The organism is Pseudomonas sichuanensis (assembly GCF_003231305.1).
Lineage (GTDB): Bacteria > Pseudomonadota > Gammaproteobacteria > Pseudomonadales > Pseudomonadaceae > Aquipseudomonas > Aquipseudomonas sichuanensis.
The window spans coordinates 16,247-35,958 of sequence record NZ_QKVM01000034.1 but is presented as its reverse complement, the minus strand read 5'-3'; the positions used below and the strand labels follow the sequence as shown (position 1 = coordinate 35,958).

15 protein-coding genes are annotated in these 19,712 nt (G+C 63.6%); 3 read left to right on the top strand and 12 right to left on the bottom strand.

Translation table 11 applies throughout. The features are described 5' to 3' along the window. Positions 1 to 22 precede the first annotated feature (22 nt). From DM373_RS17965 to DM373_RS17925, 9 genes are all read right to left on the bottom strand, one after another. Complete coding sequence (locus DM373_RS17965; RefSeq protein ID WP_110994858.1) at positions 23 to 673, bottom strand: hypothetical protein; 651 nt, start codon at positions 671 to 673, stop codon at positions 23 to 25. 33 nt (positions 674 to 706) lie between these two features. Next, entirely contained in the window at positions 707 to 1,360 is a 654-nt protein-coding gene (locus DM373_RS17960; protein ID WP_110994857.1) for a c-type cytochrome, read from the bottom strand. A gap of 9 nt (positions 1,361 to 1,369) precedes the next feature. Then, a complete protein-coding gene (locus DM373_RS17955) occupies positions 1,370 to 2,857 on the bottom strand; it encodes a flavin monoamine oxidase family protein (protein WP_110994856.1) in 1,488 nt (495 codons plus the stop codon). An 84-nt stretch (positions 2,858 to 2,941) separates the two neighbouring features. Then, the gene (locus DM373_RS17950; protein WP_110994855.1) at positions 2,942 to 3,658 is read right to left on the bottom strand and encodes a hypothetical protein; all 717 of its coding nucleotides are present in this window, start codon (positions 3,656 to 3,658) and stop codon (positions 2,942 to 2,944) included. Between the two features lie 49 nt (positions 3,659 to 3,707). Continuing rightward, the gene (locus DM373_RS17945) at positions 3,708 to 5,069 is read right to left on the bottom strand and encodes an NAD(P)/FAD-dependent oxidoreductase (RefSeq protein WP_110994854.1); all 1,362 of its coding nucleotides are present in this window, start codon (positions 5,067 to 5,069) and stop codon (positions 3,708 to 3,710) included. Positions 5,070 to 5,348: 279 nt separating this feature from the next. Continuing rightward, positions 5,349 to 6,302 carry a WD40/YVTN/BNR-like repeat-containing protein gene (locus tag DM373_RS17940; protein WP_110994853.1) on the bottom strand — a complete coding sequence of 318 codons (954 nt, stop codon included), beginning with the start codon at positions 6,300 to 6,302 and terminating at the stop codon, positions 5,349 to 5,351. A 10-nt stretch (positions 6,303 to 6,312) separates the two neighbouring features. Next, positions 6,313 to 8,727 carry an efflux RND transporter permease subunit gene (locus tag DM373_RS17935; RefSeq protein WP_110994852.1) on the bottom strand — a complete coding sequence of 805 codons (2,415 nt, stop codon included), beginning with the start codon at positions 8,725 to 8,727 and terminating at the stop codon, positions 6,313 to 6,315. Positions 8,728 to 8,735: 8 nt separating this feature from the next. After that, positions 8,736 to 10,382, bottom strand: a complete 1,647-nt coding sequence (locus tag DM373_RS17930; RefSeq protein WP_341866392.1) for a DUF1302 domain-containing protein — start codon at positions 10,380 to 10,382, stop codon at positions 8,736 to 8,738. A gap of 23 nt (positions 10,383 to 10,405) precedes the next feature. After that, on the bottom strand, positions 10,406 to 11,830 hold the full coding sequence (locus tag DM373_RS17925; RefSeq protein WP_110994850.1) for a DUF1329 domain-containing protein: 1,425 nt from the start codon (positions 11,828 to 11,830) through the stop codon (positions 10,406 to 10,408). Between the two features lie 425 nt (positions 11,831 to 12,255). Between DM373_RS17925 and DM373_RS17920 the strand changes: the two genes are divergently transcribed. Next, positions 12,256 to 12,816 carry a TetR/AcrR family transcriptional regulator gene (locus DM373_RS17920; protein WP_110994849.1) on the top strand — a complete coding sequence of 187 codons (561 nt, stop codon included), beginning with the start codon at positions 12,256 to 12,258 and terminating at the stop codon, positions 12,814 to 12,816. Positions 12,817 to 12,899: 83 nt separating this feature from the next. On the opposite strand, the gene DM373_RS17915 is transcribed toward DM373_RS17920, so the two are convergent. The 3 genes from DM373_RS17915 to DM373_RS17905 are packed head-to-tail and all read right to left on the bottom strand — an operon-like array spanning position 12,900 to position 18,580. Beyond that, complete coding sequence (locus tag DM373_RS17915) at positions 12,900 to 14,303, bottom strand: efflux transporter outer membrane subunit (protein WP_110994848.1); 1,404 nt, start codon at positions 14,301 to 14,303, stop codon at positions 12,900 to 12,902. Further along, the gene (locus DM373_RS17910) at positions 14,303 to 17,425 is read right to left on the bottom strand and encodes an efflux RND transporter permease subunit (RefSeq protein WP_110994847.1); all 3,123 of its coding nucleotides are present in this window, start codon (positions 17,423 to 17,425) and stop codon (positions 14,303 to 14,305) included. The genes DM373_RS17915 and DM373_RS17910 overlap by 1 nt, the downstream gene beginning before the upstream one ends. 15 nt (positions 17,426 to 17,440) lie before the next feature. After that, entirely contained in the window at positions 17,441 to 18,580 is a 1,140-nt protein-coding gene (locus DM373_RS17905; protein WP_110994846.1) for a MexC family multidrug efflux RND transporter periplasmic adaptor subunit, read from the bottom strand. A gap of 196 nt (positions 18,581 to 18,776) precedes the next feature. On the opposite strand from DM373_RS17905, the gene DM373_RS17900 reads away from it, so the two are divergent. Then, the gene (locus DM373_RS17900) at positions 18,777 to 19,289 is read left to right on the top strand and encodes a cytochrome c-type biogenesis protein (protein ID WP_110994883.1); all 513 of its coding nucleotides are present in this window, start codon (positions 18,777 to 18,779) and stop codon (positions 19,287 to 19,289) included. 1 nt (position 19,290) lies between these two features. Continuing rightward, complete coding sequence (locus tag DM373_RS28785) at positions 19,291 to 19,497, top strand: YodC family protein (RefSeq protein ID WP_157966857.1); 207 nt, start codon at positions 19,291 to 19,293, stop codon at positions 19,495 to 19,497. Positions 19,498 to 19,712: the final 215 nt, after the last annotated feature.

The following is a 19,712-nucleotide window of genomic DNA, read 5'->3' as shown; positions in this document are numbered from 1 at the left end:
TCCAAGGATTTGCAACGGCTGATCAGTGCGCGTAAACCGCCTGCTGCTTTGCGCGTTCCAAGGCGAAGAAGGCGTAATACAGTTGGATCATCATGTAGGACCAAGTGACCAGGGCGATGGACAGGAATATGGCCTTGGAGTCGTCACCCGGGATTGGGTAGAAGTCATAGATGCACGCCACGAACAGCGCGGCCACCCCGGCTACAGTCACGCCCAGCGCATGCAGGTACTCGCCGGCGCTTGCCAGCCTGCTGATGAAGTACACCAGGTAGACCGTGTAGGCAGCCCACATGGCCACATAGAAGTAAGGCAAGGGCTTGACCATGAAATCGGCCTTGATCATGACGAAGGTGCTGGCAAAAGTGATGATGAACAGGGCCGCATCCTTCAGCTTGGACGGCTTGAAGTTGTGGGTGACCGCCATCAGGCCGAGCACCGTCACGATAGGTATGCCGAAACCTCGGGAGAAGGCATCCAGGAAGAACGAAATGCCATACGAAACTTGCGACTGGGTCAGCAGGAAAATCAGCAGGTTGCTGCCGGAGAACGCGACGATCAGCCACTCCAGACCCAACAGGAAGTTGCCTTTGCGCAGGAACTTGATGCCGTAGGTCCCTCCGGAAACAACCAGGAGCACACAGGTGAGCAATGCAACAACATCTCTGGTTTCCATAGCGAAATTCTCTTTTTTATAGGGTTCAGGGCGTCATTTCTGGGCGGGGGCGAGTGAAGCGAGGTAATGGGAAAGTGCTTTTCGATCCTGCGCCGACAAGGTTGCGGTGATCGCCTTCATGGAACCGGTAGGGTCAACTCGCCGCCCCTGCGCAAAGGCATCCAGCTGCGCCAGCAGGTAATCGGCACCTTGTCCGGCCAGGCGCGGGAACGGCCCCTGGCCCATCAGCCTCTGGCCATGGCAGGCCATGCAGGCGCCCGCCGTTGCCAGCCTGGCGCCCTGCTCGCGCAGCACGGGATCGGGCTGGAACGCAGGGTTTCCCAGCGTCGGTTGGCGAGCGTAGTAGTCGGCCAGCTTGAGGATCTCTTGTTCCGTGAGGCTCATCGCCAGGGGTTGCATGTTCGGGTTGAGCCGTTGGCCGCTGGCAAAGCTGTGCAGCTGCGCCTTCAGGTACTCGGCGGGTTGCCCCGCCAGGCTCGGATAACGTTGATGCAAGGAGGTGCCCTGCTTGCCGTGGCAGCCGTAACAGGCATCGGCCGTATGCGGCCAGGGGCCCTCTGCCTCATAGGCCTGGGTGGTGGTGTCGATGTAGTCCAGCAGACGGTACAAGCCCAGCAGGTCGCGCCCGAACAGGGCCAGCAGCAGCACCAGGATGACAGCCGTGCCCAACAACAGTTGCTTCTTCATGTCTGCCCCTCAAGCCTTGCGCAGCGAAGCGAGCGCCTGCAGCGCGCTGTGATGACCCGAGCGCACCGCGCCGTCCATGTAGCCCGCCCAGATTTCAGCGGTTTCGGTACCCGACCAGATCAGGTTGCCGCAGGCGGGCCGCAGCGACTCGCCATGCTGGCTCCAGAAACCGGGCGGGATGGCCGATACGCAGGTGAGGCTCCAAGGGTCGGCCTGCCCCCAGTCGTGGTCGTGATAACCGATGGGGCTCAGGGCCTCGTCACCCAGGGAGCGGGCATAGATGTCTACCAGCACACGCTGTGCGGCAGCGGGGTCGGAAGGCACCATGGCGTTGACGATAAAGGCGTTGATCACGCCGATTTCACCACCCGGTGGCGAATTGTCCCAGGCCCACAGCACCTGCCCTTTGACTTGCATGGTGTGGCCGTTCAAGCCCTTGTCCCGCCAGAACGGCCGGGTGTAGACCATGGCCGTCTTGCGCGCCGGGCTGTGGGCGGGCCAGGCGCGCTGCAGCGCAGCCCGGCCTTCGGGCAGGGCGGGGCTGAAGCGTACCTGGTTGCACAATGCAGGGTGGATCGCAACGATCACCCGGCGTGCACGTACTTCGCCCTGGTCGGTGATCAGCCTCACCACCTCACGATCCCAGTCGGCGATCTCGCGCACCGGGCAGGCCAGGCGAAGCTTGTCACCCAGGGCGTCGGCCATCCGCGTGCACAACAGCTGCGAGCCACCGACGAAGCGCGTGCCCTGGGCGCTGTCCTTGATCGAGTCGAGCTTCATGTAGTCGCAGCCCGCCGAATTGATCATCGACAGGAAATGCAGCAGCCCCATCCTGGCCGGCGCCACACCGCCCGTGAGCGTGAGGCTGGTGTCCCAACCGGAACGGTCCTCGGGCTTGATCCCTTGCTGGGCCAGCCAGTCGCCCACCGACAGTTTGTCCAGTTCGGCAACCCTCGGCGACGTCCAGGGTGCGCCCGACGGCACCGCCCGAGACAGCTCGCTGAGTTTGGCCACGACGCTTTCATCGGTGCCGAAGGTGCCCTCGAGATCGATCTCTAGCCGCCCCTCCCCGCCAAGCACCACGGTCTTGCCCTGGTGGTAGGTTGGGAAGGTATCCACCTGGAGCTCACGCGCAAGGTCAGCCACGGCCGTCTGGCCAGGCCCTATCCACTGGCCGCCGGCTTCGGAGATCTGTCCCGCGCCCAGGTCATGGTTCAGCACCCGGCCGCCCACACGGTTGCGTGCCTCCAGCACCGCGAATGATTGACAACCGGCATGCTGCAGATCGCGGGCGGCCGTAAGCCCGGCCATGCCGGCACCGATGATCACGACGTCCAGCACGCCATCTTCGCTGCCGCGAACGCTGTCCGTGCCTTCGCCGGCACTTGCCAGCGTCGCTTGCAGGCCCAGGCCACCGACGGCCGCCGTGGCGCCGGCGAACTTCAGCAGTTGCCGACGTTTGAGATCGAATGTGTTGGAGGGGGGACTTGCAGCCATACCAGGAGCCTCACGCTGTTGTTGTTTGAAAGCGCCCCGTGATCGGGCAGCGCTTTTAGAGCGGTTGCGGGAGTGGCGCCAGTGTCATGCGCCGAGCGCTAGACGTAGCGAACGCCGGCGTAGCTGCAGGCCGAACAGCACCATCCAGAAGGGGAAAATCAGCACCACGATCACCAGCAAGGCGTTGGTCAGCGCATCCAGCTGCGGGAAGAAACCGGCGATGAAATACAGGCCAAAACACCAGCCTACGATTTTCAAAGGCAGCAGGATCGAAGCGCCCCAACCGGCGTTCTTCAAATGGCTGCCAACGATCACACCCCAGAACAGCACGACCGGCCCTTCGCACCACCACAGACCACGTTGACTGCCCACCGCGATGCTGGTCCAAGCCACTTCGGCGGCAGCCTGCACAGCCGGCGTGCCGCCCTGGTGAATCTCGGCGAGGGGATTGAGTACCGAGAGCTGCAGGCCGGCGCCCACCACGCCCAGCACCACGTAGGTAGCAATGGCCAGGACGGCGATGTCGCCCAGGGCACCGGCCTGTTCACGAAAAACCCGCCACAGGTAGCCGCCGATGACCAGTAACGGCAGGTAGAAACCCAAAAGGTCGGCGAACATTGACAACCTGAAGTACTGCCGGAACTCCTCTGGCAGGCTGAGCATCTGCGCGCCATCCAGGGTCACTGTCATGTCGCCGTGGGTCACCATCAGCATGAAACCCACGTTCAAGTAGGCGAACAGACCGCCAAGGATCGCCGCCCAGGCCGTCACCCGGACGGCCTCGTTCGAAGAGTTGTTCATTGTTGCTCCAGGGTTGGAAACCTGCAGCCGGGACCCCGGCTGCGGGGAATTACCGTGCGAGGGATGCACGGACTCTGCGGTTGAGGTGGCGATCCAGCCCGTTGACACCCGCCAGGGCGGCCTTCATGGCACACCACTGCAGCGGCTCGGGCAGCGTCGACGGGGTCTTGTGGCGCAGCGCCGCCAGCAGCGGGTGCTCGATACCGCCAATGCGCTCGGCCAGCAGGTAGCCGACCAGCGATTGCGTACCGACGCCGTGCCCGGAACAACCTGCGGTATAGAGAATGTTGTGCCTGGAGCCGGTGGCGCCGACCACCGGCAAGGCGTCATAGGCCAGGCTGATATAGCCGCTCCAGCAAGCGCGGATGGCGGTGCCGCGCAGGGTCGGAAAGCGCTCGTCCAGAGCTTGGCACAAGGCCTTGTAGGCGGCGGTGTCAGGCTGGTTGGGGGTACCCGAGCCATAGGCGTAGCCGAGCTGCTTAGTGGTGACCAGCAGGGTGTCACGCGCCGTCAGCCGGTGGCTTTCCATGGTCCAGTGAGGGGTGACGATACCTTCCCTGCCCTGCCACCCAAGGCCTTTCAGTTGAGCCTTGGACAAGGGCTCGGTCTCGATCGCCGAAACCCGCAACGGCACCACCTTGTCGCGCAGCAAGCCCAGCTGCGGGGTATAGGCGTTGGTGGCCAGTACCATGAACGGCGCGCTGGCGCTACCGCGCTCGGTGCGGCAGGTGATGGTCGGGCCTTCGCTGTAGGACAACAGCCTGGTCTGCTCGAACAGCCGCACCCCGGCCTGCAGTGCAGCACGGCGCAGGCCCATGACGTACTTGCCAGGGTCGAGCGTACCGCCGTGCTGCGTACAGCCGAACAGGAACGCAGGTGGAATGCCGCGGGCGCGCATTTCATCGGCATCGACGAACCGTGTAAGCGAACCCAGTTCATGCCCCAGCGCCATGCTGTGGCGCAGTTTCTTTTCCTGGGACGGATGAACCGCTGCGCGAATGATGCCGGATGGGTTGTAGTCGCAATCGATGCTGAGCTCACGCAGGCGCCTTTCCACATAGCTGACGCCTTCGTCGTAGAAAGAGACCATCTTCCTGGCCTGCTCCAGGCTCACTCGTTTGTGGAACAGCTCGAATTCCACACCCATGCTGCCGGCCAGATACCCGGCATTGCGCCCGCTGGCGCCGAAGCCTGCGAAATCCTGCTCAAGGACTACCACGCTGGCACCCAGCGCGGTCAATTCAAGCGCCGTCGAAAGGCCGGCAAAGCCTGCACCGATGATGACCACGTCGGCGCTGATATCGGCTTCAAGGGCCGGTTGCAGGTCAGCTGGACGTTCTACCCATCCGCCCAGCAAGCGGAAGCGGCCTGTGCCTGGATTGGGCTGCTTGGTTTCGCTGAAAGTGTTCATGCACGCTCTCCGGTCAGCGGGAATCCGCTGGGCGACAAGCGCATAGGGAGGTTGCAGACACGCATGGCATCCTCCTACGACTTGTTGTTGTTTTTTCAGACTCTACTGCTGCATTTGATTTAGCGCAACTAGTGTTATGTATTTAATCGAGACCTCGATACCGAGGGCTGATTGCAGGTTGGTGGCCAAATGCCGGGCAGTAGATTTGCAGCGTTCGATCTCATGGGCGCTACAACTCTCCCGCCGAAAACCTTGCAGTCATCCGCAGGCGAACCAGACTCACGGCGAAGCCAACCCAACCACCCCATGGCGGGAGAACAACAACGGGCCATCACGCCCCCCAGGCAGCGCTGCCGTAAGCGACGCACCCTCCTCGCTGCGCGACGCCGCGAAGGTTCGCCCCCCATCGCCGCTGCGCACTTGCAGCCCATCCAGCCCTACCGCAAGCACCTGCCCCCCCTCCACCGCAATGGCGGTAATCGAGCTGCGACTGTCGAGGGCGATACGCTGCCACGACCTGCCATCGGCCGATCCCCGCAACAAGGTGCCGCGCTGCCCGCCCACCAGCAGCCCGCCATCGGGCAGCACCGCGCCGGTCCAAAGCGTGCCCTCGTAACCGGTATCCAGGTATCGCCAGGTCTGCCCCTGGTCATCGGAGCGCAACAGTTGCCCCCGTTCGGCAGTGGCATAAAGCCTGTGATGGCCATCGACGAACAGGCTCATCAGGTTGAGGTCCGCACGGCTGGAACCCGGTGGCGGCGACAAGGTGCGCTCGGTCCAGGTGACGCCGCCATCGTCGGTGGTCAACACCAGCGACCACAGCCCCACCGCCACGCCCCGTCGGCTGTCGAAGAAGTGCACGGCGAACAGCGGCCTGTCCTGGTCACTGGCCAGGCGCTGGACCCGCCAGCTTTCACCGCCATCGTCGCTGGCGAGGATGGCGCCCCAATGGCCGACGGCCCAGCCATGGCTCGCATCCGCGAAGCTGACCCCGGTCAAGGTGCTGGAAACCGGTACGGCACGCGCCTGGCTGTAGCTGCGCCCGTGGTCGTCCGAGACCAGCACCACGCCATGGTCACCCACTGCGACCACACGCTCTTTGGCCCAGGCGGCCGCCAACAGCATTGCCTGGACCGCGTGCGCGGACGGCTCCGCCGGTACTGCCTGCAGCGCCGACGCCAAGGGCATGGCAGCAAACACTGCAAGACCCAGGATGGTTTTCAGGTACCCCATACCACTCTCCTCAATGCGCCAGCGCGCCGATCATGCGCACCGGGCGCTTGCGTGGGAAAACTCGCTCCAGCCAGACCGCAAACGCCGGCAACACGGTCATGGCCATGACCATGTTGACCATGAACATGAAGGCCAACAGCTTGCCCATGTCCGCCTGGAACTTGAGGTCGGAAAACGCCCAGGTGGCGACACCGACCGCCAGGGTGATGGCGGTGAAAATGGTCGCCATGCCCACCTCGCGCAGCGAGAGGGCCACAGCGATGGCAATCGGCTGGCCATGGGCCTGGTGCAGCTGGATGCGGTTGTAGATGTAGAAGGCGTAATCCACGCCGATACCGACGGCCAGCACCATCACCGGCAGCGTGGCGATGGTCAGGCCGATCTGCAGCTCTTTCATGAACCAGTAGCCGATGAAGGTGCCGATGGTCAGCGGCAGGCAGCACACCAGCACCGCCCGCAGGTCGCGGTATACCACCAGTACCAGCAAGGCAATGGCGGCATAGACGTACAGCAGCATCGGCGCCTCGCTCTTCTCCACTTCCTCGTTGATGGCGGCGATCACCCCCGCATTGCCCGATGCCAGGCGCACGCTGACCCCGGCCAGCGGATGCTCGCTGCGAAAGGCCTTGGCCGCCTCGATCACCCGGCCGATCGTGGTGGCCTTGTGGTCCGCCAGGTACAGGTGCACGGCGGTCATAGTGCAATCGTTGCGCATCAGCCCCGGGGTACGCGCCACCTCGGCGGCCAGGGACGAATAGTTCATCGCGTCGATTGGCACCGCACTCATCTTGGGGTTGCCTTCGTTGTAACCCTCGTTGAACTGGCGCATGGCCGTCGAGAACGACGCCACCGACAGCACGCCCGGCACCCCTTCCATCGCCCAGGCGAAGCGGTCCTGGTACTGCCCCAGCTCCACGTCCTCGCAGGCATTTTCGCCACCCTGACCCAGCCGGGCCGGCTGTACCTCGAACACCACGCTCAGCCAGTCCAGGCCAATGTCGTAATGGCTGGCGATGGCCAGCGCATCACGGTTGAAGCGCGAGTCCTCACGCAGCTCTGGTGCCCCCGCCTGCAGTGAACCGACCACACGGTCGTGGCTCTGCCATACGGCCGTTGCGAATACCACCAGGGCAACCACCATCACCCAACGGGCATTGCGCCATTCGGCCAGCCTCGCCAGCCATTCCAGCCAGCCGGCACGGCGTTGGCGGGCGGCTTCTTCGGCGGTGGCATAGCGCCCATCGACCTTGAGCATCGAGGCCACCAGCGGCAACATCACCAGGTTGGTGGCGATCTTGAAGGCCACCCCGAGCGAGGCGGTAATCGCCAGTTCGCGCACCATCGGGATGGGGATCAGCAGCAAAGTGATGAACGACACGAACGCCGTCACCAGCGCCAGGGTGCCAGGCACCAGCAACCCCCTGAAGCTTGAACGGGCCGCCACCTCGACAGAGCTGCCGGTGGCGATTTCACGAACGATGTAATTGATCTGCTGCACCCCGTGGGAAACACCGATGGCGAACACCAAAAATGGCACCAGCACCGCCAGCGGGTCGAGCCCATACCCCAGCAGGCGCAGGCTGCCGAATTGCCAGATCAGCGAGGTCATCGAGCAGCCCAGCGCCAGCAAAGTGAAACGCAGCGAGTGGCAGTACCAGTAGACCGCCGCCGCCGTCAGCAGCAACGCCAGCAGGCAGAACTCCAGCACCGCCGCCGCGCCATCGGCGATGTCGCCAATCTGCTTGGCAAAACCGATGATCTGGATTTCGAAACCTGCATCCTCGAAGCGCTGACGGATGTGAGTTTCCAGCACGTGGTTATAGGCCACGTAATCCAGGCGCTCACCGTTGGCGTCACGCTCGTTCAGCTCGGCGGTGATCATCGCGCTGCTCTGGTCGCGGGAAACCAGGGTGCCAATAAAGCCACCCTGGGCGGTGGAGTCGGCGATGCGCGCAATGATGCCAGGGTCAAGGCGCTCGGGCGTGACCGTGCCGGGTACCAGCGGGTCGGCGCGAAAGCCGTCCTCGGTGATCTCGTTGACGAACGCGTTGGGCGTCCACAGCGAGCGCACGCTGCTGCGCGAGATGCCGGGCAAGAAAGTCACCGCCTGGGTGACATCGGCCAGGCGGCGCAAGCCGGCCTCGGTCCAGATGCTGCCCTGACGAGCCTTGACGACGAGGGTCAGGCGGTTGGCGCCGAGCAGGTCGGCGCGATACTGCTGGAAGGTTTCGACGTATTCGTGGCCGATTGGCAACTGCTTCTCGAACCCCGCGTCCATGCGCAATTGCACTGCGAACCAGGCCATGGCGGCGGTAAACAGCGCCAGGATGACCAGCACTAGACCACGATGCCCGAACAGCCCGGCCTCGATGCGCGGCAGGACGCCACGCACCGGTTGTTTCGACAGATCGATAGAGATGTTCACTACAGGCCTCACAGGGTGCGTGAAAGAACCAGACCGACGTAATCGCGGTCACGCAACAGCTGGTCGTACGCCGTATCGCCCCCCATGAACTTCGCGTAGTTGAACGACACCTGCCAACTGGCCGGGTTGCGCACGAAGTTGAGGTACAGATTCATGCTGCTGGCATCCTCAGTGAAGGTCGCCGCCAGGTTGGGCGTGCGCCCGCCCAGCGAGCGCGAATAGAAGATCCCCGGGGTGACCTGCCAGCCAGGCAGCAACGTACCGTCATAGGTCAGGCTGAAGTCCAGGTTGACCCCCGAAGAGGTCTTGTCGCCGTGGGCCTTCGGCGCTGTGGCGGGGTCCAGCTGCCAGGTGTTCGCACCCGCCGCGATCACCTCACCGTTGTAACTGTCGTGCAGCCCCGGGTACTTGATGACCACCAGTTCGGTGAGCAAGGTGCCGGTGCTCGCGCCGGTGAAATCCAGCAGCATCGGTGAGTTCGACGGGGTCATGCTGTACAGCCCGGTGAGGTGCCACTGGAACTTCTTCTCGTCCTTCCAGCACTTGCCACCATGGTTGCTGCACAAGTCGAGGACGGGGTTCAGCGGCACCGCGTCCTTAGGCCGGTAGGACAGCTCCGTGCCCACCGCCCAGTCACCGATCGGCATGTTGGCGCTGATGCCGTAGAGCATCCGGTCTTCGGGGTAGACCCATTTCTGCGACACGGCGAAGGTGTCCGGGTCCAGCAGTTGCGTGGTCAGCGAAGGCAGCTTGTCGTGATAGCGCATCACGTACACGCCGAAGTTGACATCGCTGTCCTCGGGCTGCCAGCGCAGCGAAAGGCCCCACTGGCCACTGTCTCGGGCATTCTTGTCGTCGAAACCGTAGGACTTCATGCCCTTGCCCAGCGCCGAGGTGTAGGACCAGTAGCTACCCACCGGCGGCAGTTCGCTCTTGTTCCAGGCGAACTGGTAATAGGCCTCGATGTTGACCCCCGAACCGAGGCCGGAAGCCACGCTCAGCATGGGCGCCGGCAGCACGGCCTCCTTCAGTTGCACACCAGGGCGTGAAAGCGCCTGGACATCGTAGGCGTTGGTGTTGTTGATGCCGCCCTGAACGAACAGGCTTTCGCCCCAGTTGATCACCTGGTTGCCCAGCCGTGCACGCACGCGCTGGTCACCCACATCGAAGCTCTTGCTCACCCACAGGTCGAGCAGGCGCGCCTTGAACTCGAGGTCATCGCGGGCCGAGCGAGTCAACCCGTCGCTGCCCACATCAGCGGGCGTGTTGAAGGACAACGCGCCCGTGGTGTCGCTGGCAGCGAAATCACGAATCCAGCTGCCACGGGCCATGAAGGTGAAATCTTCAGGCATCTTGAGCAGCAGTTCATGGGTGCCCTTGAGGTAGTGGGTGAACAGATCGCCCTTGTCGTAGTTCAGGTCGCCCTGGTCACCGATGCCGGAGGTCTGCGCCAGGCACCCGGCGGGTGGATGATGGCCGGTGGCGCCCTGGTTGATCAGGTTGCAGCCCTGGGCTTCAGTACGCACGCCCATGCCGTAGGAAATCGTCGAATCGAACGAGCCGCGGATCGATTCGGTCTCGAAAGTGAATCCCATTGCCAGGGGAGTCATGCACGCAATAGCAAGGCCAGAAGCTTTTGTGATTGTTGTTTTCATGTCGGCGCTCGAAAGGTGATGGATCAACGTTCGCTGATAGCCCGCAGGTTGTCGGAGGTATAGAAGTCACGCTTCAGGCGAGGGTTGCCGGCATCCTCGGTGAGCCAGCGGTGGTCCTTCTTGCCCACGCCGATCGAGGTCATGTCGTAGAGGTAGCGGCCATCGACCAGGTTGTACTGGGCCTGAGCCTCCATATCGCAGGTGCCGGTCTCGTAGACCGGGATGGTGTAGCCCTCGCGGACTTTCCAGATCTGCCCCTGTTTGTCGTAGTCGACCGCCATCAGGCCGTTCCAGCTGTCCTCGTCGATGTAGAACACGCGCTTGGGCGCCTGGTGGCGCATGCCCTGGCGCACGTTCGCTTCCACCACCCACACCCGGTGCAATTCGTAGCGCCGCGCCTCGGGGGCCATGGCACTTTGCTGGGCCACATCCTCGATACGCTTGGAGCCGTCATAGGCACCGAACGCGTTGTAAGGCACCAGCAGTTCCTGCTTGCCGATCAGCTTCCAGTCGAAACGGTCCATGGGGCCGAAGAAGATATTCGACTCATCGATGGTGTACTGGTTATCCAGGCCGATCTGCGGCGCATCGTAGGAATACGAGGGCATCCGCCGCACACGGCGCTGGCCGGGGAAGTAGTAGAAGGTACTGGCCTGCTCACCGGCCTTGGTGGTGACCACGCCGGCCTGGCCAGCCAGGGCCGCGGGCTCGTTGTAGTTGAAGTAGGTGGCCACTTCCAGGCGGTCGAACGACGAGAACAGCGCACTGCCCTTCTGGCCCCACGGGGTGTACATGAACCAGTCGGTAGAGGTGCGCAGCCAGCTGCCACCCGCGTCGCGCGGCGATAATCCGGAAACGGTCTTGGACATGTCGAAACCGACACCGCGGTAGCGCATCTTCATGTTCCACATGACCTCGGCGCCAGTCGTGGGCATGGGGAACGGAGTGCCGGGCACATGGGCATCCTGCAGTGCCACGCCAGTGGCATCGAGGGTGGCGAAGCCGACGTTCTTGCGCGTGTTGTCCGCCACGAAATCCGGCGCGCCGCAGGTACGCCGGGTGGGGTAGACATCCATGCGGTAACCCGGGATTTTCTTGAACAGCTCCAGCTGGCCGGGCGAAAGCTGCTTGGCGTACTGCGCCACGTTGCCGGCATCGATGCTGAACAGCGGCTTGTCGTCCTTGAACTTCCAATACTGGCCACGCACTTCGCCGTAACGCCATCCCGATTCCTGCTTGCCGGGTGCCACCCAGGCAGGGATCGAGCCGTTGGCATTGGCAGCCACCTCGCCGCCCAGCGGGTTCAGCTTGCCACCCAGCTGTGCCGCGTTGTTCTCGGCTGCCTGAGCCGAGCCTAGGGCGGTCATGGCCGCGAGCGCCACCACCAAGGGCCTGATTACCCCTACCGAGGCATGGCCGACATCAAGGCGCTGAATCACATCTTTCATTGGAAGGTCCTCATGGGCTCTGAACTGCCGTTGCCCACGCCCCTGGATCAGGAAGAGCAACGACAGGGTCTGAACGACAACCTGGGCAAGACCCAGGCACCAAGCCCTTGAGCAAACCACATGCCAATTACATAACAGTTGTTTTGTTGTTATTTATCATTTAGTTACGTTTTTATAACATTTGATATTTGATACCTGGAAACCCAACCGCGCACCTTCATGCAGCAACGCACGCACCAAAAACGTGAATTTACGAAACATTTGTTACTTCAAATGAGGCAGAGGGAGGGAGGACGGAGGATCAACACGAATGCTCAAACCCATAAGGCAAACATGCTTCAAATGATGCTTTTTCTATCAGACGGGTGTCTCCATGATGCATTTGCTTCACAATGCCGACACAGCAAGCAAAGTGAGCAATTTCGATGACTTCTCCGGTAACCGACGAGCGCCTACTCAAGGCGCTGGCCGATGCAATCGTCGTCCACCCCAGGGCCACCCTCAAAGAGCTGGCCGAAGCCGCCGGCGTCAGCAAGGCCACCCTGCACCGCTTCTGTGGCACCCGCGACAACCTGGTGAGCATGCTCGAGAGCCATGGCGAGCAGATCCTCAACAAGGTCATCCGCGAGGCGGACCTTGCCCATGCCGAGCCGTTGCCGGCGCTGCGCCACCTCATCACCGAGCATCTCAAGCACCGCGAGATGATGCTGTTCCTGCTGTTCCAGTACCGCCCGGACACCTTTGACGGCAGCGAGACCAACCGCCGCTGGCAGGACTACGCCGACGCCTTGGATGCATTCTTCCTGCGGGGCCAGCAGACTGGCGTTTTCCGCATCGACATCAGCGCCGCCATTTTCACTGAAATGTTCCTGAGCATGGTCTACGGCATCGTCGATGCCGAGCGTCGCGGGCGTGCCGCCAGTGCCACCTCCGTGCAGACCCTTGAAGTGCTGTTCCTGCACGGCGCCTTGGCGCCGCGCCGATAACCTTTGCAGCGCTCATAAAAAAGCCCCTGGACATCACATCCAGAGGCAAAGGCGGTTGGACTCGCCAACCAAAGGGCCCGTTCTCAGCCCTTGTTCGACCAACCACCGCCCAAGGCGCGGAACAGGTCGACCAGGGCCAGTTGGCGCTGGGTGCTGGCCTGGATATAGGCCGCCTCGTTCACGAAGTTGCTGCGCTGCGCATCCAGGTAGCGCAGATGGTTATCCACCCCACCCTCATAACGCGCCTTGGCCAAGGCCTCGGTCGCCCGGCTGGTATCGACCAGCGCTCGCCGCGCGGCTTCCTCGCGGCGTAGCGTGTCGGTGGCGGCCAATGCATCGGCCACCTCACGGAAGGCGATCTGGATCGTGCCCTCGTAGGCAGCCACCGCCGAATCCTTGCGCGCCTCGGCCAGGCTCAGCCCGGCGCGGTTGCGGCCGGCATCGAACAATGGCAGCGACAGCTGCGGCATGAAGCTCCAACTGCGCGAACCGCCGTCGAACAACCCGGACATCTGCGCACTGGAGGTACCGAAGCTGCCGGTCAGGCTGATGCGCGGGAAGAACGCCGCCCGCGCCGCGCCGATATCGGCGTTGCGTGAACGCAAGCGGTGCTCGGCGGCAAGGATGTCCGGGCGGCGCTCGATCAGCGCCGACGGCAGGCCAGGGGTGATGTCCTGCAGCACCATCGGCTCGTCCGGGCGCTCACCGGGGATCACCTTGGTCGCCTGCGCATCGCCCAGCAGCAGCACCAGGGCGTTATAGGCATGGCGTTGCTGGCGCACCGTAGCTTCGAGGTCCGCCCTGGACTGCTCGACCAACCCCAACGCCTCCTGATGGTCCAGCGCGGTGGCTGTGCCGGCGGCGCGGCGCTGGCCGACCAGGGCCAGCGAATCCTCGCGGCTGGCGAGGGTCTGGCGGGTCAACGCCAGGCTGCGCTCGGCGCCATCCAGGGTCAGGTAGGCCTGGCTGACTTCGGCGATCAAGGCGATGTGCGCGGCACGGCCGACCTCCTCGCTGGCCAGGTACTGCTCCAGCGCCGCATCGCTCAGGCTCTTGACCCGGCCGAACAGGTCCAGCTCGTACTCCGGCAGCGACAGCCCCACCTGATAGGTGCTGTTGACGCCCTCACGGCCATTGCCCGAGAGGTCCGCCGGCAGATGCTGGCGATTGCCCGATGCACCGGCATTCAACCCAGGTACCCGGTCGGCGCGCTGGATACGGTATTGCGCGCGGGCCTGCTCGATGTCGAGCAGGGTCTGGCGCAACGAACGGTTGTTGCCCAGTGCGGAGCCCACCAGCTGACGCAGCACCGGGTCGACGATGAATGCCTGCCAGTCAAGCTGCTCCACCACCGGGCCTTGATGCCCGGCAGCGTCGCCCCACTGCGCCGGCACCGGCGCCTCGGGGCGCTCATAGGTCGGCGCCAGGGAACAGCCCGCCAGGGTCAAGGCCAGGACCAACGGAAGAACACGATTACCCACGAACATCACTTGGCCACCTCGACAGCCTGTGGCGCTGGCTTGCGCTTGAGCAACGACAGCACCCAGACGAAACAGATCGGTACGAACACCACCCCCAGCAGCGTGGCGCTGAGCATGCCGCCGATCACCCCTGTGCCAATGGCACGCTGGCTAGCCGCACCGGCGCCGCTGGCGATGGCCAGCGGTACCACGCCGAGAATGAAGGCCATGGAGGTCATCACGATCGGGCGGAAACGCAGGCGCGCGGCCTCGATGGCGGCGTCGCTCAAGCTGTAGCCCTTCTCCCACAACTCCTTGGCGAACTCGACGATCAGGATCGCGTTCTTCGCGGCGAGGCCAATGATGGTGATCAGGCCGACCTTGAAGTACACATCGTTGGGCAGCCCGGTAAGCATCACCGCCCACACCGCGCCCAAGGCGCCGATCGGCACGATCAGCATCACCGTCAGCGGGATCGCCCAGCTTTCGTACAGTGCCACCAGCAGCAGGAACACCAGCACGATGGCCAGGGCGAACAGGCCGGCGGCCTGGCCGCTGGAGACTTTCTCCTGATATGACAGGCCGGTCCATGCATAGCCGATGCCGGGCGGCAGCTCGCTGACCAGGCGCTCCATCTCGGCCATCGCCTGTCCGGTGCTGTGGCTTGGCGCAGCATCGCCGGCGATACGGATCGAGGGATAGCCGTTGTAGCGCACCAGTTGCACCGGGCCCTCTTCCCAGGTAGTGGTGACGAAGGCACTGAACGGCACCTGTTCGCCATTGGCGTTCGGTGCATACAGGCGCAGCACGCTCTCCGGCGTCATGCGTTCGCCCTGCTCGGCCTGCACCACCACGCGTTGCTGGCGCCCGGCATTGGTGAAGTCGTTGATCACCGCCGAACCGAACGCCGTGGCCAGGGTGCTGTTGATCGCCTCGAACGACACACCCAGGGCACGCGCCTTCTCACGGTCGATGTGCAAGCGCAGTTGCGGCGCCTCGGCCAGGCCTTCCATCATCGCGTAGAGAATCACCGGATTGCCGTTGGCGCGCGCCAGCAGTTGGTCGCGGGCGGCCAACAGCGCTTCGCGGCCCAGGCCACCCCGGTCCATCAGGCGCAGGGCGAAGCCACCGGCGTTACCCAGGCCGTCAATCGGCGGAGGCATCACAGCGGTGATCGCACCGTCGCCATGGGCCGCGAACTGGGCGTTGATGGCTGCGGTTTCCGCGTCTGCCGACTGCTGTGCGTTACGCACCGACCAGTCCTTGAAGGTCGGAAACGCCAGCGCCGCGTTGTCGCCCTGCCCCGAGAAGCTGAAACCGCTGACGATGAACGAACTGCCCACCGCCTCGCGCGACATCAGGAATTTCTCCAGGGCTTCGGCGGTATGATCGGTACGCACCCGGCTCGCGCCCGGCGGCAGTTGCACATCGACGATGGTGTAGCCCAGGTCTTCCGAGGGCACGAAGGCCTCAGGCAGACGCAGGTAGGAATAACCCAGCACCACCAGGATGCCGACGTAGGCCAGCATCCAGCGCCCCGCGCGGGCCACCAGGGCGCTGTTCAGCACAGAGTAGCGCTCGGTCACCCGTGCGAAACTGCGGTTGAAGGCGCCGAAGAAACCACGCTTTTCATGGTGACCGTGAGGCACCGGCTTGAGCAGCGTGGCGCACAGAGCCGGGGTGAAAGTCAGGGCCAGGAAGCCGGAGAACAGGATCGATACCGCCAGCGACACCGAGAACTGCTGGTAGATCACCCCCACCGAACCGGACATGAACGCCAACGGCATGAACACCGCGGCCAGCACCAGGGTGATACCGATGATCGCTCCGGATACCTGCCCCATCGCCTTGATGGTGGCATTCACCGGCGACAGGCCTTCTTCGGCCATCAATCGCTCGACGTTCTCCACCACCACGATGGCGTCGTCCACCAGGATACCGATGGCCAGCACCATGCCGAACATGGTCATCATGTTCACCGAGAAACCCAGCAGCTTCATGATCGTCAGCGTGCCCAGCAGGCACACCGGCACCACGATCGACGGGATCAGGGTGTAGCGCACGTTCTGCAGGAACAGGAACATCACCAGGAACACCAGCACCATGGCTTCGATCAGGGTGTGGATCACCTTCTCGATGGCCACGTCGACGAAGCGTGAAGTGTCGTAGGGCACCGAATATTCGACGCCCTCAGGAAAGAACTGGGACAGCTCGGCCAGGCGTTCCTTGACCAGTGTCGCGGTCTCGATGGCGTTGGCGCCGGGCGCCAGCTGCACCGCGCCGGCCACAGCCGGATTACCGTCCAGGCGTGAAGACAGGTTGTAGTTTTCGCTGCCGATGGCCATGCGCGCGACGTCGCCCAGGCGCACGCTGGAACCATCCGGGTTGGCGCGCAGCACGATGCCGGCAAAGGCTTGCGGGGTATCGAGGGTGCCCTGCACCGCCAGGGTCGCGGTCAGTTCCTGTTCGCTCGCGCCCGGCGTGCTGCCGAAGCTGCCGGCCGGCACCTGGACGTTCTGGCCACGGATGGCGTTGTTGATGTCGTCGATAGACAGGCCGTAGCCCACCAGCTTCTGCGGATCGACCCAGACCCGCATGGCCGCCTCCGAGGCGAAGAACTGCAGCTTGCCCACACCGGGCACGCGCAGCAGCTCGTTGTTGATGTTGCGCGCGGCGTAATCGGCCAGCGCGGTGGTATCACCGCTGTCACCCTCCTTGCTGGTCAGGGCGTAGATCAGCAGGAAACCGGAACTGGCCTGCTCGACCTTGAGCCCTTGGGTCAGCACCGCCTGGGGCATGCGTGCCTCGGCCTTTTTCAGACGGTTCTGCACGTCGACTTGAGCCATGTCCGGCGGGGTGCCGGGCTCGAAGGTCACCAGCACCTCGGCCACGCCGTTGGAGTTGTTGGTGGACTCGTAGTACAACAGGCCCTTGGCACCGTTGAGCGACTCTTCGATGATGCTGGTCACCGACTCGACCAGCACTTTGGCCGAGGCCCCCGGATATGTGGCGGTGATGGAGATCTGTGGCGGTGCCACGTTGGGATACTGGGCCACCGGCAGCGTGGGGATCACCAGCAGACCGGCCAGGGAAATGAGCAACGCCACGACCCAGGCGAAGTTCGGCCGATTGATGAAGAACTTGGACATTAGCTTTACCTCGCCTTACTGCGCCGCAGCCTGTTGTGCCTGGGCCGGTACCACGGGCATGCCCGGGGCCAGGCCGGCTGGGCTACCGACGATCACCTGATCGCCGGCGTGCAAGCCCTCGACGATCTGCCAGCGCGCACCCTGCATCACACCAGTGCGCACGCTGCGCGCCTCGGCCAGGCTCCCGGTACCGACCACCATCACCCGCGCCTCGCCATCGCTGCCGCGCTGCACCGCTCGTTGCGGTACCAGCAGGGCTTGCCGATCGGTGCCTTGCGGGGTGCGCACGCGCACGTACATGCCCGGCAACAGGGTGCCGTCGGCATTGTCAAAGCGCCCGCGCAGGGTGACCTGGCCAGTGCCGCGATCGACCGCCACATCGGTGAACATCAGCGCGCCTTGGCGCTGAAAATCGGTGCCTTCCACCTGGGCACTCAGTGCCTTGTCGTCGCCACCCGCCAGGGCGCCGTCCTTCAAGGCCTGACGCAAGCGCAGGGCATCGGCGGCAGACTGGGTGAAGTCGACATAGATCGGGTCGAGCTGCTGAATCCGCGCCATCAGCGTGGCGTCGCCCTGCCCCACCAGCGCACCTTCGGTGGCCAGTGCCCGACCGATACGCCCTGAGATCGGCGCAGTGACGGTGGCGTAGCCCAGGTTCAGGCGTGCAGTCTGCACATCGGCCTGGCCGGAACGCACGGCTGCCTGGGCACTGCGCAGTGTGGCGGTGGCGCTGTCGAAATCCTGCTGACTGACCGCTTCGATCTTGACCAGCGGCGCATAGCGCTTGACCCGCGCCTCGGCCTCCTGCTGCACCGCCTGGGCGCGGGCCAGGTCGGCCTCGGCACGGGCCAGGGCCACCTTGAACGGCGCCGGATCGATCTGGAACAGCACGTCGCCGGCCTTGACGTCGGCGCCCTCTTCGAAGCGCTTGTGCAGGACGATGCCCGCCACCCGCGCGCGCACCTCGGCCACCCGCATCGGCTCAACCCGCCCCGGCAACTCCGAGGCCAGCGTCAACGACTCGGCCACCAGGCTCACCACTTCCACCGGGTAGCGGGCCTCAGCCGCACTTTGCGGCTCCTCGGCCGGGCCACACCCAGCCAATGCCATTGCGCCTGCCAGCACACCCATCCTTAACGCACGTGTCTTGCCCATCACTCACCCGAGCCTTGATTGAAAACGGGTCGGATGCTACCTTTTCGACCTTAATGAGTCAAATTTGTCTCATAAGATTATTTAGAGGCTTATATTGGACCTAGTAAAAGCGAGAACTGATTGCCCCGGCCTGTCGTTGCCCGGCACCCTGCTGAACACACTGTTTGCAGCAGCTGCCCTGTATCCGCGGGCGTCCATGCAGGAACTTGCCGAACTTGCCGGCATCAGCCGGGCGACCTTGCATCGCCTGTGTGGCACACGGGACAACCTCGACAGCCAACTCGAACAGCATGCCAGGGCAACCCTCGAATGCATCCTCGACAGCGTCGCGCCGCTGGCGCCGTCGCCGTTGGCTGCACTGCGCCAGCTGATCCGTGAGCACCTGGCTCGAGGCGAACTGATCGCGTTCATGATGTCCCGCTACCACGCCAATCTGCAGGCCAATGGGCAGCGGGAAGCGGATTGGCAGTTCTATCTGGACAAGCTCGACGCGCTATTCTTGAGTGGTCAGCAACAAGGAACCTTTCGCATTGATGTCACGGCCGCGCTGCTGACCGAGCTGTTCATTACGTTGCTGTACGCAACAGTGGATGCACGCCAGCGGGGCCGCATGCCCAGCGCGGACGACAGGATCATGGAGCAGTTTTTCCTGCAGGGGAGCGCGACCCGATTACCCTCCCCAACCTTGCAGTCGACCGTGGGGTATTGAAATGAGCGAGTTCCTGAAAGGTGATGTGGTGCTGCTAAAAAGCGGTGGGCCATTGATGACGATTGCCAACATCAGGCAGCAACGTGCGATCGGCGGGTTTGCGCCTACGGTGTTTGTCTTTTGTCAGTGGTTCGAAGGCAACAAAGCGATGGAGAAGTGGTTCGATATCACCACATTGGAAGTCGCCATTCACGCGCAACAGTGCTGAGGCAAAGGGCCTGTAAGCTCCAGTTTCAAGCGGCTGGGCTGCGACCTTCGATGTTTGAATAAGCTCATTGCCCGCTATTAGAAAATGGACGTTCGGCCTTACCCCACTGCCTTGCTTTTTCAGCGTCATTGACTTGAATTCAGTCAGTAGCGTTGAAACGTTTCGCCCGCACGGCCCGATCTGGATTGCGGCCGCGCGGTCCTTTCATGCGCAGC

Bases quoted from the DNA above. Each gene is read 5' to 3' on its own strand.
- DM373_RS28785 (WP_157966857.1), top strand. From the start codon at position 19,291: ATGAGCGAGTTCCTGAAAGGTGATGTGGTGCTGCTAAAAAGCGGTGGG.
- DM373_RS17905 (WP_110994846.1), bottom strand. From the start codon at position 18,580: ATGGGCAAGACACGTGCGTTAAGGATGGGTGTGCTGGCAGGCGCAATG.
- DM373_RS17915 (WP_110994848.1), bottom strand. From the start codon at position 14,303: ATGTTCGTGGGTAATCGTGTTCTTCCGTTGGTCCTGGCCTTGACCCTG.
- DM373_RS17955 (WP_110994856.1), bottom strand. From the start codon at position 2,857: ATGGCTGCAAGTCCCCCCTCCAACACATTCGATCTCAAACGTCGGCAA.
- DM373_RS17920 (WP_110994849.1), top strand. From the start codon at position 12,256: ATGACTTCTCCGGTAACCGACGAGCGCCTACTCAAGGCGCTGGCCGAT.
- DM373_RS17965 (WP_110994858.1), bottom strand. From the start codon at position 673: ATGGAAACCAGAGATGTTGTTGCATTGCTCACCTGTGTGCTCCTGGTT.
- DM373_RS17940 (WP_110994853.1), bottom strand. From the start codon at position 6,302: ATGGGGTACCTGAAAACCATCCTGGGTCTTGCAGTGTTTGCTGCCATG.
- DM373_RS17930 (WP_341866392.1), bottom strand. From the start codon at position 10,382: ATGAAAACAACAATCACAAAAGCTTCTGGCCTTGCTATTGCGTGCATG.
- DM373_RS17945 (WP_110994854.1), bottom strand. From the start codon at position 5,069: ATGAACACTTTCAGCGAAACCAAGCAGCCCAATCCAGGCACAGGCCGC.
- DM373_RS17950 (WP_110994855.1), bottom strand. From the start codon at position 3,658: ATGAACAACTCTTCGAACGAGGCCGTCCGGGTGACGGCCTGGGCGGCG.
- DM373_RS17960 (WP_110994857.1), bottom strand. From the start codon at position 1,360: ATGAAGAAGCAACTGTTGTTGGGCACGGCTGTCATCCTGGTGCTGCTG.
- DM373_RS17910 (WP_110994847.1), bottom strand. From the start codon at position 17,425: ATGTCCAAGTTCTTCATCAATCGGCCGAACTTCGCCTGGGTCGTGGCG.
- DM373_RS17900 (WP_110994883.1), top strand. From the start codon at position 18,777: ATGCAGGAACTTGCCGAACTTGCCGGCATCAGCCGGGCGACCTTGCAT.
- DM373_RS17925 (WP_110994850.1), bottom strand. From the start codon at position 11,830: ATGAAAGATGTGATTCAGCGCCTTGATGTCGGCCATGCCTCGGTAGGG.